General features: G+C 27.0%; 13 protein-coding genes. 2 read left to right on the plus strand and 11 right to left on the minus strand.

Features of this window, described 5'->3' with window-relative positions; genetic code table 11:
• Positions 1 to 10: 10 nt before the first annotated feature.
• The 3 genes from K0039_RS02875 to K0039_RS02885 form a co-directional block, all read right to left on the minus strand.
• Complete coding sequence (locus K0039_RS02875) at positions 11 to 685, minus strand: hypothetical protein (RefSeq protein ID WP_228103546.1); 675 nt, start codon at positions 683 to 685, stop codon at positions 11 to 13.
• Between the two features lie 195 nt (positions 686 to 880).
• Entirely contained in the window at positions 881 to 1,651 is a 771-nt protein-coding gene (locus K0039_RS02880; RefSeq protein WP_228103547.1) for a M23 family metallopeptidase, read from the minus strand.
• 554 nt (positions 1,652 to 2,205) lie between these two features.
• Positions 2,206 to 4,113 (minus strand): type I glutamate--ammonia ligase, encoded by a 1,908-nt coding sequence (locus K0039_RS02885; RefSeq protein WP_228103548.1) that lies wholly within the window; start codon positions 4,111 to 4,113, stop codon positions 2,206 to 2,208.
• Positions 4,114 to 4,397: 284 nt separating this feature from the next.
• Here K0039_RS02885 and K0039_RS02890 point away from each other — a divergent pair, with 284 nt between their 5' ends.
• Complete coding sequence (locus K0039_RS02890; protein ID WP_228103549.1) at positions 4,398 to 5,162, plus strand: 3'-5' exonuclease; 765 nt, start codon at positions 4,398 to 4,400, stop codon at positions 5,160 to 5,162.
• A 37-nt stretch (positions 5,163 to 5,199) separates the two neighbouring features.
• On the opposite strand, the gene K0039_RS02895 is transcribed toward K0039_RS02890, so the two are convergent.
• On the minus strand, positions 5,200 to 5,952 hold the full coding sequence (locus K0039_RS02895; RefSeq protein ID WP_228103550.1) for an exodeoxyribonuclease III: 753 nt from the start codon (positions 5,950 to 5,952) through the stop codon (positions 5,200 to 5,202).
• Positions 5,953 to 5,968: 16 nt separating this feature from the next.
• Positions 5,969 to 6,931, minus strand: a complete 963-nt coding sequence (locus K0039_RS02900; RefSeq protein WP_228103551.1) for a galactose-1-phosphate uridylyltransferase — start codon at positions 6,929 to 6,931, stop codon at positions 5,969 to 5,971.
• 303 nt (positions 6,932 to 7,234) lie between these two features.
• Here K0039_RS02900 and K0039_RS02905 point away from each other — a divergent pair, with 303 nt between their 5' ends.
• A complete protein-coding gene (locus K0039_RS02905) occupies positions 7,235 to 8,455 on the plus strand; it encodes a pyridoxal phosphate-dependent aminotransferase (RefSeq protein WP_228103552.1) in 1,221 nt (406 codons plus the stop codon).
• Between the two features lie 56 nt (positions 8,456 to 8,511).
• On the opposite strand, the gene K0039_RS02910 is transcribed toward K0039_RS02905, so the two are convergent.
• The 6 genes from K0039_RS02910 to recA form a co-directional block, all read right to left on the minus strand.
• On the minus strand, positions 8,512 to 8,964 hold the full coding sequence (locus K0039_RS02910; protein WP_228103553.1) for a MarR family winged helix-turn-helix transcriptional regulator: 453 nt from the start codon (positions 8,962 to 8,964) through the stop codon (positions 8,512 to 8,514).
• A 234-nt stretch (positions 8,965 to 9,198) separates the two neighbouring features.
• A complete protein-coding gene (gene purB / locus K0039_RS02915) occupies positions 9,199 to 10,644 on the minus strand; it encodes an adenylosuccinate lyase (protein ID WP_228103554.1) in 1,446 nt (481 codons plus the stop codon).
• A gap of 93 nt (positions 10,645 to 10,737) precedes the next feature.
• Entirely contained in the window at positions 10,738 to 11,646 is a 909-nt protein-coding gene (locus tag K0039_RS02920; RefSeq protein WP_228103555.1) for a tyrosine-type recombinase/integrase, read from the minus strand.
• A gap of 99 nt (positions 11,647 to 11,745) precedes the next feature.
• Positions 11,746 to 13,530: a DEAD/DEAH box helicase family protein gene (locus K0039_RS02925; protein WP_228103556.1), complete on the minus strand. Its 1,785-nt coding sequence runs from the start codon at positions 13,528 to 13,530 to the stop codon at positions 11,746 to 11,748.
• Positions 13,531 to 13,721: 191 nt separating this feature from the next.
• Positions 13,722 to 15,305, minus strand: coding sequence for a ribonuclease Y (rny, locus tag K0039_RS02930; protein WP_416390110.1), 1,584 nt, complete (start codon positions 15,303 to 15,305; stop codon positions 13,722 to 13,724).
• A 178-nt stretch (positions 15,306 to 15,483) separates the two neighbouring features.
• A complete protein-coding gene (gene recA / locus K0039_RS02935; RefSeq protein WP_228103557.1) occupies positions 15,484 to 16,515 on the minus strand; it encodes a recombinase RecA in 1,032 nt (343 codons plus the stop codon).
• Between the last annotated feature and the right edge of the window lie 69 nt (positions 16,516 to 16,584).

A 16,584-nucleotide genomic window follows, 5' to 3' on the forward strand; every position in this document is an offset into this window, starting at 1 on the left:
TTATAAACAACTATTTAAAGGAATTAAAATTAATTACCTTTCCTTTTGTATTATCTTCATTACTTATTCCCTTATTATTTTTATTAATATTCAGCTTTTTAGATTCACAAACAACTTTTATAATCTTATAAATAATAAATACCGTAAATATTACACCTGCGCAATTTGTTATAAAGTTTAAATATGAATTGCTTCCCCCTCTATAAATTAGAATATTAATAATTCTTAAAAGTGATACTAATATTAAATTTGTTTCTATCATTGAACATATTTTATTAACTTCAACTAACATTGACTTTTTCTTTAATAACCTAATCATTGCCAAACTATTTCTATTTAAAGATTTTAATATATCCTTTAGTACTATTATACTAATATCTTTATTAAATACCTTTAGTCCTGGGATTATTAGCGCTAAAGATAAAAAGATACACGTATTATAAAAATATACATCATCTAGATCTGGATTTTTACTTGATAGAAAATAAGCAATTATTATAAAAAATATAACTAAACCAGTAAAATTCACTCTAATCTCTTTAATTCTAGTGTAAACTGAATAAACTATTGCAATAGCACACGAAACTTGAAAGGCAACTACTATGTTACTTATAAGAGTAGCATTAAAAAGTAATACAGGAACTACAATATATGCTAATATATCCTTTAACAACCTAGACTTCATACAACCCCTCCCCCATTCCTTCTGTAAGCCATTATTTTTATACTAAATTATATTAATATTACTTTCTATACATTAATAAATAAATCCTTTTTATTACACCATAAAATTTTCATTTTATACTAAATATTCTAAATTGTTTTAAAATTACAATAATTAACAATAAAAAAAGCAAAGACTTAATCTCTGCTTTTTTATTTATATATCATTGCTTATTCCATATAGTGGATTTATTCTCTCTTCATTAATTCTAACTTCAAAGTGAACATGATTTCCCGTTGAATTTCCTGTTGATCCTACCTTAGCAATAACTTGTCCTTTTTTAACTATTTGACCCACTTTTACTACTACACTATTATTGTGAGCATACAATGTTTTTTTATTATCAAAATGTTTTATTTCTACTACATTCCCATATCCACTTTTATAACCTGCAAAACTCACAATTCCATCATCACTTGCAAGAACAGACGTATTTTTTGGTGCAGGAATATCAATACCATTGTGAAAATTTATTTTTTTTGTTATTGGATGTATTCTATATCCATATCCAGAACTAATATACCTGTAATTTTCTAAGGGCCATTCTCCTTTTATGTAACTAGCATTACTATTTTTCAGAACTTCTTCTTTTTCCTCTTTAATTTCTTTTATTAATAAACTTTCACTATTTTCACAACTTATTAATTGTCTCTCAAAAAACATTTTAAAAAATTTAATTTGACTATATTTCAAAATATCTATATTAATTTTTTTTCCTAATAAACTACTTTCTATATATTGATTTTCATTTTTTAATATACAGTCCAAATCTTTTATTCTATTATTTAGATCTTCTTCTTGTTTTGTTATTGATATTAATATATCTATGTTATTACTTTGGCCATAGGAAATATTACTTTGAAAGCTAAACATTAAGCTTATAAATAAAAGAGTATTAATAGCTAATACCTTTAAATATTTATTCATTTTATTCCTCCTTTTCCTATAAACATTATTATTGACCAAGTTTAATTTTTTTATAATTCTATCTATAATTTTCATTTAAATTAAATAAAATATATTAAGGGCAAAGGGGGAATTTTTATGGATATAAATTTTAAGGATTATTTATCTCTAAGTATTTTTGTATTTTCATTTTTATATTGCTTACTTTACATACTTAGAGACTGCTACTTTGCAACACAAAATTTCCAAATGAAAAAATATATAAATAAAGTATTGCCTTTTTTTACAAAATATAATGGATTCTTTCTTATACTCACATTTATATTTTTAATTTTCAATCTTTATAATGCATATATTACAAAATTATTATTCTATATAATTGTAATGACTATTATTTTAAGTCTCATATTTATTTATATACCAATAAAAAAACTTACATCTACAAAATATTTGAGATTTTTATCTTATATTTTATTTATAGGTGTATTATTGATACCTCTAATATAGTTTTCTAATAAATAAAAAATACTGTGGACTTTTAATCCACAGTATTTTTTATAGTAGAGATATTTATATTAAAATATATTTTTTGCATAATCTACATATAAAGATTGAAGTATTTTCATATCATAGCTAAGCTCTTTTTGAAGATTTGACACCGTTTCATAATCTTTATTTTCTAAAGCTTCTATAATATTTGTAAATAGACATTTACTTGTTAAGGTATCTTTCATTACTTTTGTTTTTAACTCTGTAATTGCATTCCAATTTACTTCATCTAAAGCATCCATATTTTCTTTTGTATGTAATTTTACATAACTTCTTAATCTATCCATATGATCATGAATAATTCTAAATCTTAATTCTTTTTTCCATTTATCAATGGCACCTGTTCTAAAAGAGTTAATTATACTGTCACTAAACACATTTCCATTTTTTAATGATTTAAGTCTTTCTTCATATTTTTTAAAGTTTTGCATATTTTCATATACTGTCGCAGGTGGCTCACCAAATCTTATTCTTCTTTCTTCTTCATTGTAATGTTCAAACACATCATTTTCATCTCTATACACTCTATTTTTATCTAAGTAGAAACTTTCTTGTCCTAGGTCCTTAGATATTTCTTTTTCTAATGCTTTAGTTGTTAAATTACTTTTTGCAGTGGCTATAATTCCATCTAACATAGTTTGATAGCAACCTGCTATAACTAAATAAGCATTAGAAAGAGGATTCGGTGATCTAAGCTCAAACCTTAAAGTTTTAGGATTTTTTGCATCTCTCACAAGTCCAACAAGAACTGATCTATTTCTTGATGGCATTTCATAAGTATGACCAAGAGATGTTACTATACAAACAGGTGCTTCAAAACCTGGCACTAATCTTTCAAATCCGTCATTTGTACAAGTTGCTATTGGATTTAAAACTTCATAGTTATGAAGTAATCCCATTAAAGCTCCATATCCTATTTCATTTAAGTAGTCTTCTTTCATATTTTTTGGAGCAAATAAGTTTTGGATTTTTCCATTTTTTAACTTTACACTTGCACCAATATGAGCATGACCTCCACTACCTGCTACACCATATATAGGTTTAGCCTTAAAAGTTACTTCTAGTCCGTTCATTGTAAATATATCTTCTATTACTTCTCTTACTATTAATTGATTGTCTGCCGCTCTAAGTGGTGAATCAAACTTCCAAGACACTTCTAATTGTTCCATCGCATGATTTGTTTTACCTTCTATACTTATAGAACTTTGTATTCCTCCAACTTCTTTATGAGCCATTTCTGGACTTATTCCTAAGTTTTGTAATTTAATTAATGATTTTTCTAGGCAAGTTCTTATTATTCCATGAGTTCTTTTCCAATATTGCTCTTTTAAACTTTGAGATACCGCTAATTTTTCTAAATCTGCCTTGTCTTCTGGTGTATTCACCCAAAATTCCAATTCCGTAGCTGCTGTCAAAAGTATATCTTCTATATCATCTACACTTTCTATTCCTATGTTATTTATTAAATGCGGATATTCCTTAAATAAATCAAGCAAAGATTTTTTAAAATGTCTTTCAGCTTTTTGTAATATGCCTCTCGAACAAACTTTCTTATTATCATGAATTAAAAATGCTGGAATTTTCAGTGTTCCTATTGGTAAATTAGTGTTTTCATCTATATGTTCTAAATTATAATCAACATACCATTTTGAGTTAATATCCGGCATTAAATCTACCTTTGCATTATTTAACGTTGCTATATCATATAATTCAACAGAGGATCCATCTGTTTGTATTGCTGATTTTAAAAATCCTTCAACATCTTCTAAGAAAAACTCTATAGGAATTTTCTCGTCTGTTGCGTTTCCTCCTAAATCTACTCCAACTAAAGATACAAATCTTATATTTTTATGTCTTGACATTAACTCTTTAAATTCTTCGTCATTATAATTATTTTTATTAACATAGTATAGCATGTCATTAAAGTTTTTCATTTTTTATTCCCTCCAAATTTAGGTCAAATGTATTCCGTATCATTTTTTATTTCATCGCCGAAATAATTCGTAATTTCATTTATTTTATTATAAACAATTTAATAATTCTTCGCAATATATTTTTTATTCATATTCATTATATAATTAATAATAATATAAATAATATAAAAAGTTTAACTTTTTATTAATAATAGGTTATACTTAAAAATAGATATTATAGTTTATTTTAATTTTATATTCTTTAATTATAGTATTACACAATTATTATTTAGGAGAAAGATTTTATGGAATATATAGTTTTTGATTTAGAGTTTAATCAAGGATTTGATAGAAAGCTAAATAAGACAGTTTCTAATGAAAAATGCCCTTTTGAAATTATTCAAATAGGCGCTGTCAAGTTGGACTCTAACTTAGAAATAATTGATACTTTTAACACTTTTGTTAAACCTCACATATATAAAGAAATTCATCCCTTTATAAAAAAAATGACTAACATAACTAATGAAGATGTAAGAAATGCACCTTGTTTTTCTGAAGCTTTTAATATGTTTAAGTCTTTTATAAATAATGAAAACAATATACTCTGTGTTTGGGGCAGTGGAGATTTAAAAGAATTATATAGAAATATCAATTATTATAATTTATCTATTGATAATTTATCTAGCACTTATATTAATGTCCAACATCATGCTTCTGTTTACTTTAAAAATCCAAGTGGAAAAAGCATTGGTCTTCAAAATGCTATTACTCTTTTAGAATTAAATGAAGATAAATCTTATCATAACGCTTTAAATGATGCTTATTATACATCTTTAGTATTTCAAAATATTTTTAACGATGAAATAGAAACTAAAAAATATAATTTCGATAATGATGATAAAAAGATACCTGTTGCAAAAAGAAAAGTAAATTATGATAGTATTTTCGGTGAATTCAAAAAGATTCTAAATAGAGATTTAAACAAAGAAGAAAAAAAAATTATTCATCTGGCTTATAAAATGGGGAGAAGAAGTAAATCTTCTACCGAAAAAAATAATTTGAAAGATTAAAAAATCCTTCCTTTATTATTTGGAAGGACTTTTTATATTATTTGATTACTAATTCCACCGGACAGTGATCTGACCCTAATACTTCTGTATGTATTTTAGCACTTACTAACCTATCTTTTAGTTTTTCAGATGCACAAAAATAATCTATTCTCCATCCTGCATTCTTTTCTCTAGCCTTAAATCTATAAGACCACCATGAGTAGATATTTGCTTCATCTGGATAGAAATACCTAAATGTATCAATAAAACCTTCATTAATTAGCTGTGTAAATTTATTTCTTTCTTCATCTGTAAACCCAGCATTTTTTCTATTAGTTTTAGGATTTTTTAAGTCTATTTCTTTATGAGCCACATTTAAATCACCACATACTATAACAGGCTTTATTTCATCAAGTTTTTTTAGATATTTTCTAAAATCATCTTCCCATTTCATTCTATAATCTAGTCTTTTCAATTCACTTTGAGAATTCGGTGTATATACTGTCACCATATAGAAATCTTCAAATTCTAGGGTTATTACCCTTCCCTCTTGGTCGTGTTCTTCAATATTTATTCCATAAGTTACACTTAACGGTTCCTTTTTTGTAAAAATAGCCGTTCCTGAGTATCCTTTTTTCTTTGCGTAATTCCAATATTGGAAATATCCTTCAAGCTGTAAATCTATTTGATTTTCTTGTAACTTTGTTTCTTGCAAGCAAAATATATCTGCATCAACTTCATTAAAGAATTCCATAAAATTTTTACTCACACAAGCTCTTATTCCATTCACATTCCATGATATAAGTTTCATATTTTTCTCCTTTTTATTAGTCATATTTTAATCTATTTGCTATATCCTCTGATTTAACTGATGATACATACATACCAGTGCTTAATTCAAATCCTCCAAAGTTAAACTTTCTTGGGACAATATGAATATGTACATTATACTTATCTTTGTAATCTTTTTCTATATTTACAGGGTGAGTATGAATATATAAATTAAATGGACTGTTTCCATACTCTTCATATATTCTTTCAAATAATTTTTTTAATATAATGGATAATTCTTTTAGATTATCATCATTTAAGTCATAAAAATATGTATTACTTTTAAATAAAACAACCGTATCTCCTGTAAACCTGCAAACCTCAGGTACAAAAACTAAAAAATTTTCGCTATCATGTATAACCCTTTTTTTATTTTTAATCTCTTGTATAATAAGATGATTATACATATTTATACCCATTTTTTTATAAAATTCCTCACAAACTTTATATTCATTTTCTAAATCTGGAGGAATAAATGGTAGAGATAAAATTTGAGAATGAGAGTGCATTAATGAAGCTCCTGCTTCTCTTAGATAATTTTTAAATAAACATATATATTTAACATTTTCATCTTTTTTAAGCGAGTTAAACCTAGCTTTATACATTAGTAGCAAATTATAAAACTCTTCTTCTATCATATTATAAAAATTTCCGTTATGTTTATATGTATCTATTATTACCTCATGTTCTCCTTTTATTTCATTTAGAGGGTTCTCATCTATAATAGGATATTTATTCTTAACTGATTTAATTATCCATTTACTATCTTTATTTATGACATAAGTTTCATCAGATATATTATCTTCATTCCCTCTACAAAATGGACATGATTTGCTATACTCATTATTTTCAATGGTTTTATTACTTTTACTATTCATTTTATCCAATGGCCTATTGATTCTTTCTCTTGCAATAATAACTTTACTATTATTTAATGTATCCATTCCAAGCTCTTTCATTATAAACTCCTCTATCATATAGCCTTATTTATAAACTATTATTTTAAAAAAACACCTTACATAAATTATATTTTAACAAAGTTTCTTTGTAAATGCTTTATATTATTACTTTAATTATTATTGTACTATTGGAATTTCACCATATGCAATTAAAAAGATTGTATAAAAAATAATTAAGATATTTATTAAATTTTTTGGAAATATTTTTTTTTATAATACTGCAGTTTATTCGCCATTATGCTAAGATTAAGGTAGATTGAGATTAAATAATCAATTCATATGTTTATAAGGGGGAATATTCAAATGAAATTTTCAAAAAGACTTAGTTCAATGCAACAATCACCAATAAGAAAGTTAGCACCATTCGCTTCAGCTGCTAAGGCTGAGGGAGTTAATGTATACCACCTAAATATAGGCCAACCAGATATAATAACTCCAGAAGGATTTTTTAACACAGTTAAAAATTTCGACAAAAAAGTTTTAGAATATGCAGGTTCTCAAGGAATGCCTGAATTAATTGAAGCTATAAGAAAATACTACACTACATACGACATGAATTTTGCAAGTGAAGATATTATAGTTACTAATGGTGGTAGTGAAGCTTTATTATTTGCTTTTATGGCTGCATGTGATCCAGGGGACAATATATTAGTTCCTGAACCATTCTATACAAACTACAATGGTTTTGCACAATGTTTAAATGTTGAGGTAAAATCTGTTACTACAGTAGCAGAAAACGGTTTCCACCTACCTTCTAAAGAAGAAATCATCGCTAAAATAGATGATAAAACTTCTGCTATACTAGTTGTTAACCCAGGAAATCCAACTGGATGCGTATATACTAAAGAGGAAGTTCAAATGATAGCTGAAATAGCTAAAGAAAAAGATCTATGGATAATAGCTGATGAAGTGTATAGAGAGTTTGTATATGAAGGACTTGAGTATACAAGCTTTGGAAATATTAAAGAAGTTGAAGATAGAGTTATCATTATTGATAGTGTTTCTAAGAGATACAGTGCTTGTGGTGCCAGAATAGGTTCTATAGCTTGTAAAAATAAACAATTCATGGCTGAAGTAATGAAAGTTTGCCAAGGAAGACTTTGTGTTGCTACAATAGAACAATTAGGTGCTGCAGCTTTATATAATACTCCAAAATCTTATTTCAAAGAAGTTAATGATGAGTATAGAAACAGAAGAGATACTTTATATAATGAATTAATGAAAGCAGAAGGCGTTATATGTGAAAAGCCTATGGGTGCATTTTATATAGTTGCTAAATTACCAGTTGAAAATGCTGAAGATTTCGTTGCTTGGACATTAAAAAAATTCAGAAGAGATAATGAAACAGTTATGTGTACTCCTGCTGAAGGTTTCTACTCTACTCCAGGTCTTGGTAAAAACGAAATTAGACTTGCTTACGTGTTAAAAGAAGAAGACTTAAGAAGAGCTGGTCAATTATTAAAAGAAGCTCTAGAAGAATATTCTCAATTAGAAAAAGAAAAATCTGCTTTAGCTAATGCTTAGTATATAATTTTAAGCGCAATTAAAAACCATCTTACTTTTGTAAGATGGTTTTTTTATTAATTTAATTCTTCTTTATTTAGTATGTACTGAAGAGTTTCTAGAGCCTCTTGATATCTTAATCTATCACTCTCATCTAGTTTATATAGTTTTTGTTCTAGCTCATCACTTAATTTGCTAGTAAAGTTTATAGCTAATTTTTCCCCTTCTTCTGTAATAACTATCATGTATTTTCTTCTATCTGCTAAATCCTTTTCCCTGTAAACATAGCCTTTTTTAGTTAAGTCATCTATCATACTTGTTAGACTTCCTTTTTCTATATTTAGTTTAGCACATAGCTCTGTCATACTTATACTACCATGATTTTTTATGAATACTAAAGCTCTTAATTGCGTTTTATTTACATTGTATAATGCCGAATATTTCTTTAGGTATTCTAAGTAAAGACTTGAGTAAATTTTAGGAAAGGTTTTTGATAAAAAACCAATTGTATTTGTTACTATACCGTTCATTTAATCACCTCAGATGCTTAATTTATTGACTTTTTCCCACTTCTATAGTTTACAATAAAAATATTTGTAGTACAATACTTTTTGTAAATATCCCCCTTTTAATTTTCTAATATTATTATAGCTTACTATAATATTACTTTTTATGAAATTATTATATTAAAACTTATAAATATCCAGTTCAATTTAATTTTAGTTAAAATAAAATAAAGAGCCAATATGGCTCTTTATTTATAATTAGACTCTTAAGTCTACTTCTATACCTATACAATCTTTATAATCGCTTATAGCTGGCTCTAAATATTCTTCTACAAACTCTACAACTTGCTGAGGAGCTCTTCCTACAAAGTTCATAGGATCTAGTATAGATGTTATTTCTTCTTTATTTAACATTTTGAACGCTTTATCTTCAATTATTAAGTCTATTAAGTTATTGTTTAAGCCTTCATGCTTGACTCTGTAAGCCGCTTTCATAGATAACTCTCTTATTACCTCATGTAATTCTTGTCTATCTCCACCTCTTTTTACAGCTTCCATAAGTATATTTTCTGTAGCCATAAATGGTAATTCTTCATCTATATGCTTTCTTATCATGTTTTCATATACAACTAATCCATCAGTTACATTTATACCTATATCTAATATTGCATCTGCAGCCATAAATGCTTGTGGTATAGAAAGTCTTTTGTTAGCTGAGTCATCTAAGCTTCTTTCTAACCATTGTGTTGCTTCAACTAATGCTGGTGATATTGATTCAGAAATTATAAACTTAGATAAAGAAGCTATTCTTTCACTTCTCATTGGATTTCTCTTGTATGCCATAGCAGATGATCCTATTTGATTTTTTTCAAATGGCTCTTCTAATTCTTTTAAGCTTTGTAATAATCTTATGTCATTTGTCATTTTATGCATACTTTGTGCTATTCCTGCTAGTACATTTAGTACTTGAGAATCTAATTTTCTAGTATATGTTTGGCCACTTACTTTATAAGATTCTTTGTATCCCATTTTTTCACATACTATTTTGTCTAATTCTTTTATTTTATCTGTGTCATTTTCAAATAAGCTCATGAAACTTGCTTGAGTTCCAGTAGTTCCTTTTACTCCTCTAAGCTTCATATTTTCTAATCTATAGTTTAAGTCTTCTAAGTCTATTATTAAGTCTTGTGCCCAAAGAGTAGCTCTTTTTCCTACTGTTGTAAGCTGAGCTGCTTGAAAGTGTGTAAATCCTAATGTTGGAATATCTTTGTATTTTAAGGCAAAGTCTTTAAGATTATCAATTAAGTTAACAAGTTTAATTCTTATTAATTTTAATGCTTCATTCATTTGAATAACATCTGTGTTATCACCAACATAAGCTGATGTTGCACCTAAATGAATTATACCTTTTGCTTTTGGGCATTGAAGTCCATAAGCCTTAACATGACTCATTACATCATGTCTTACTTCTTTTTCTATTTTTTTTGCTTCGTCAAAATTTATATCATCTATATGAGCTTTTAATTCTTCTATTTGCTCATCACTTATGTTTATTCCTAGTTGTTTTTCACCCTCAGCTAATGCAATCCATAGCTTTCTCCAAGTTGAAAACTTAAATTGAGGAGAAAAAATATAACTCATATTTTTACTACAATATCTTTCTGTTAAAGGATTTGAATATATTGTGTACTTATTTTCTATCATTTTTTGCACCATCCCTAAATCTTTTTATTCTACAAAGATTATTATATATAATTCTACGAACAATAACAATACTTTTTATAATTTTTGTTCATATCATTTTTTGTTTAATTTAAAATTATCTTTGCCTAGTATGTAATCAATACTTTCACTATCAACAAAATTTAATACATGTTTATATCTTATAGCATAGTACTTATCACTCCATCCCAACTGTTTCTTTATATCTTCTTTATCAGCTCCAAGCATTAAAGAAATAGCTGCATATGAATGCCTTAAATCTTTTGCTGAGTATTGGGGCAATCCCGCCATATCAAAAGCTTTTTTTACTATTAATCTTACATTCCTATCTGTAATAGATTGACTTTTTTGTGTTGTAAATATGTAATCCTCAGAAGGTATTATTATTTCACTAAGTCCAGAATAATATCTATAACTTTCTATCAGTCTGAAACAATATGGATGAAGTTTTATAACCCTTCCTTTTTTACCTTGCCCAAGTCTTACATAAAAATTATTTTCTTCATCTACAATTAAGTCTTTCCATTTGACTCTTACTAATTCATTTAATAAACATCCTGTTGTAACTAGAAATACCATTATTAACCTATCTCTGGCATTGAGCTTATCTAGAGAATCTATTAGCTGATTTATTTCTTGTATACTTAGCACATCTTTTTTACATTTTTCTCTTGTAACTATTGGCTTTTTAACAAAAGTAAATGGATTCAGTTCTATATATTTTTCTCTTTTCATAAAAGCATAAAAACTATGTAAATAACTAAAAATCTTCTCACTAGTTGATGTGGCATATTCATCTTCTACAAAAGATATAAAGTCTCTACATTCATTTTTTGTTACTTCTAGTAAGTCTTCAACTTTTGTTTTCTCTTTGAATAAAATTATTTTACTTAAATAGTCTTTTTTTGTTGCTGGTGTCATTTTTATTGAAAATAATTTAAATATTTCAAATTCTCTCTCGTTCAATATATAACTATTATCCATAAGGTCTCCTTTCATTATTATTTTAATCACTTTTTGACTTTATATATTATTAATTTATTTAAAAATAATTAAGAAGCACATAAGTGCTTCTTTAAGTCATTACTTATTTACAGAATTAACTAGTATATTAATTAATTCACTGGATTTTTCATTAAAAGTAGTTATAAACGTTAAATATTCACTAGCTCTATTCATAACCATATATATTTTATTAAGATCTCCTATAAAGTCATTTACTTGATAGTCTTGATCTTCCTCATTTATAGTTTGATTATACAGCATTTCTAATTCGCAAAATACAACTGCCTTATATTCCAAACTTTTAATAAAGTATAAATTCGATATCGTTATACCACTTTTTTTACCATATTTAGTTAAATTATCATCTCCAACAATATATGGAATACTTACATCATCCAATGCTTTTTTAAGAAGATATTGAAAATATATTGTTTTTCCATTTTTCAATTTCTTTTTGTTATATGGAAATACAATAGCTATATCGCTGTAATTTAATCCTTTGTTATTTACAAGGTATTCAATTTCCCATAATATTGAGTTAATTTGTTCTTCTAAATCTTCCACTTTTACAATTTGAGCTGAAATTCCGCCTTCCACAAGAATATCACCAGGTATATATATGTCTCGATTTACATTACTTCTCAAATCTTTTATATAATCATTGCTATTTCCACAAAATTTATTAGAAAATTCGATAATTGATTTTTTCTGTCTATAGTTTTTTGTAAGTAATATTTTTTCATCAAAGTCAACACACTCTAAAGGGCTTTTAAATATATTTACACTATTATATATATTTAAAGATTCACAATAATACATGTTGAATATATGTTTCGTTTCGTATAAAAATTCTTGAATAAATTCAATATCTCTTTTATCAAAACTTTCACTCTCATCTATAAATATACCTTTAAACATTTTTTTATTTTTTATAACATTTTTAGCTTGTTTTATCAAATTATTAAAAGTTTTTTCATAATCTTTTTTTAATAAACCATAATCTAGTATTAAATTGTACTTTTTAGATAATTTAAATACAAAAGATGAAATTGTATGTATCTCTAGGTTGTTATTATCTTTATATAATAGTTTAAGACTTTCTCTAAGTTGATTACAAAGTTGTTTCGTATGAGTAAAAATTATAAAATTATGGTGTGGATATATACGTGCTAATTTTATTGCTCTACTCATCATAATAGTTGTTTTACCACTACCCGTAGGGCCTTCTATTAATATTTTTCCATAATTAATAGAAAGTGACTTTTCTAATTGTTCGTCTGTAATCATAGTAGCACTATAATTGTAATCCCCTTGAGAAAAAGTTATTTTTTTAAACTCTTTGTTAATATGATAAGCTCCATTTAACTCATAGTATTCTGGACATATATCTAAAATATATAAATTTAACTCTATTTCATTATTTTCTTCCTTTAAATAATTGTCCATTTCTTCCCTATTATTAATTATATTTTCTAATTTTCTCTTATCTATTATATTGTGACTAACAAAATCTTCTAAGCCATATGTATCTTCTATATCCACATAAGGCATGACAAATACGTAATTAAAACTAATATTATTATGAAACTGAGCCATTTTCAATTTTAACAACTCATATTCTTCGTTCATTACTTCAATTAACTCTTCATCTAATATACAAAATAAGTCTTCACTTGTATCCATAAATTTGACAAAAAGTATTTTATTATTTTTTATATATAACAAATCTGTGTTAATTCCTCTAAAAGGAGTAACCTTTGGCACTACATTTGTATTGTCATAGTTCTTTTCGTAAAAAATTTTTTCAACTTCTTTTACTTTTAATGCATCTAATTGTGAGTTAATATTAATATTTTGTCTCAATTTGCATTCCCCCTTTATAGTAATTATATCATTTAAACATATATTTTACTATATTATCAAATATATACATTTTATTATAGTAAAATTCATTTTACATAATCATCCAAGCAGTTGCTATACTTACTGTATAAAGTAAGTAATGTTTTACATATATTTTAATTAAAAAAGGAGAGTTAAAACTCTCCTTTTTATTATTTAGCATATTCTATTGCTCTTGTTTCTCTTATTATACTTACTTTTATTTGACCTGGGTATTCAAGCTCGTCCTCAATTTCTTTGGTCATCTTTCTAGCTAATAAGTGAAGTTCTTCATCATTTACACTATCAGGTTTGACCATTATTCTAATCTCTCTACCAGCTTGAATTGCATAAGATTTTTCTACACCTTCATAAGAGTTAGCTATTTCTTCAAGTTTTTCTAATCTCTTAATATATGCTTCTAAAGTCTCTCTTCTTGCACCTGGTCTCGCTGCAGATATAGCATCTGCTGCTGTAACTAATACAGCCTCAACTATTTGTGGCTCATAATCTCCATGGTGTGTACTCATTGCATGTATAACATCCTTAGATTCTTTATATCTTCTAAGTAAATCCATACCTATCTCAACATGAGTTCCTTCCATTTCGTGGTCTACTGCTTTACCTATATCATGAAGCAGCCCAGCTCTCTTAGCTAGTTTTATATCTGCTCCAATTTCTGCAGCCATAATTCCTGCTATATGAGCAACCTCTATTGAATGTTTTAATACATTTTGTCCATAACTTGTTCTATAATTCAATCTACCAAGCAGCTTAACTAATTCAGGATGTAATCCATGTACACCAGTTTCAAAAGTAGCTTGCTCTCCAAACTCTTTGATGATATTATCAACTTCTTTTCTTGCTTTTTCTACCATCTCTTCTATTCTAGCTGGATGTATTCTTCCATCTGATATTAGCTTTTCCAAAGCTATTCTTGCTACTTCTCTTCTAATAGGATCGAAGCCTGATAAAATTACAGCTTCTGGAGTGTCATCAATTATAAGATCTATCCCTGTTAAAGTTTCTAGAGTTCTTATATTTCTTCCCTCTCTACCTATTATTCTCCCCTTCATTTCATCATTTGGTAAATTTACAACAGTTACTGTTGTTTCTGCAACATGATCTGCTGCACATTTTTGGATAGCATAGCCTATTATTTCTCTAGATTTCTTTTCAGCTTCTTCTTTAGCTTGCGTTTCAATATCCTTAATCATTATAGACATCTCATGTCTTACTTCTCTTTCAGCATTTGTAAGAATTATATCTTTAGCTTTTTCACAAGTAACCCCAGATATATCTTCAAGCTTTTCAAGTTGCTTAACTTTTATTTCTTCTACTTCTTCTTCTTTTCTTTGTACTACTTTTAACTTTTCATTTAAAGTTGTTTCTTTAGTTTCTAAGTTTTGTTGTTTTCTTTCTATTGATTGCTCTTTTTGAAGAACTCTTCTTTCGTAATTTTGTACTTCCTTACGTCTTTCTTTTTGTTCATTTTCAGCGTCAGTTCTCCATTTGTGAATTTCTTCTTTTGCTTCTAATAATTTTTCTTTTTTTATTGTTTCTGAGTCTTTATTTGCTTTATCTATTATACCTTTGGCTAAGTCTTTAGCTTCACCAATTTTAGTTTCAGATATATTTTTTCTAACAAAATATCCAACTATAATACCAATAGCTAAACCAAGTATGCTGGCTATTATTTCTATGACATCCACCTCCTTTTGTAATAATCCCAAAATATCAATATTATTCTTTAGCATCATTTAAATTATGCCCTTTTTCACTATAAGGCCCAAGTTTTAAATTTAATAAAGTTTCTTTATCTATATTCTTGGAATACTTTAAATAAAATCATCATAATTTAAAATATTTTATCCTCATTTAATTTTATAATTTTTTCTAATTCATGTCAAGTTTATAGGAGGGGTGTATTCATTTTTATTCTTCACTTTCACTATCTTCTTCCACAGCTGTTTTATCAAGGTTATAATGTTCTCTAACTTTAGTATTTATTTCATCAGTTAAGTCCATATTATCAGCTAAGAATTTCTTAACATTTTCTCTACCTTGTCCAAGTTTTATATCATTATAAGCATACCATGAACCTGATTTTTTAACTATGTCAACATCTGCTGCTATATCTAATAAATCACCTATTTTTGATATACCCTCTCCATACATTATATCAAATTCAGCTTGTTTAAATGGAGGTGCAACTTTGTTTTTAACAACTTTTACTCTTGTTCTATTTCCAAGTATCTTATCCCCTTGTTTAATACTATCTATTCTTCTTACATCAAGTCTTACTGATGAGTAGAATTTAAGAGCACGTCCACCTGTTGTAGTTTCTGGGTTACCAAACATTATACCTACCTTTTCTCTTAACTGGTTTATAAATACGGCTACACAGTTTGATTTTTTTATTGAACCAGTTAACTTTCTTAAAGCTTGAGACATAAGCCTTGCTTGAAGACCAACGTGAGAATCTCCCATTTCACCTTCTATTTCTGCTTTTGGAACTAAGGCTGCTACTGAGTCAACTACTATTATATCTATGGCTCCAGATCTTATTAAAGCTTCTGTTATTTCAAGAGCTTGTTCCCCTGTATCTGGTTGTGAAATTATTAAGTTATCTATATCCACACCTAAAGCTTTAGCATATACTGGATCTAGGGCATGTTCTGCATCTATAAATGCAGCTATACCACCGTTTTTTTGTGCTTCAGCTACTGTATGTAGAGCAACTGTTGTTTTACCTGAAGATTCTGGTCCATATATCTCAACAATTCTTCCCTTAGGAAGTCCACCAATACCTACTGCAATATCTAATCCTATAGATCCTGTAGATATTACGTCTATATTCATTGAAGTAGCTTCCCCAAGTCTCATAACAGATCCTTTACCAAAGTCTTTTTCTATTTTTCCTAAAGCCTGATTAAGAGCTTGTAATTTTTCTTTTTCTATACTCATATTATTTCATCCTTCCTTTTCGCAAACATTTGTTCTATATATCACTTTTATTATATCTTATAAAACTTT

Origin of the sequence: Terrisporobacter mayombei (assembly GCF_020748465.1) — a bacterium.
Lineage (GTDB): Bacteria > Bacillota > Clostridia > Peptostreptococcales > Peptostreptococcaceae > Terrisporobacter > Terrisporobacter mayombei.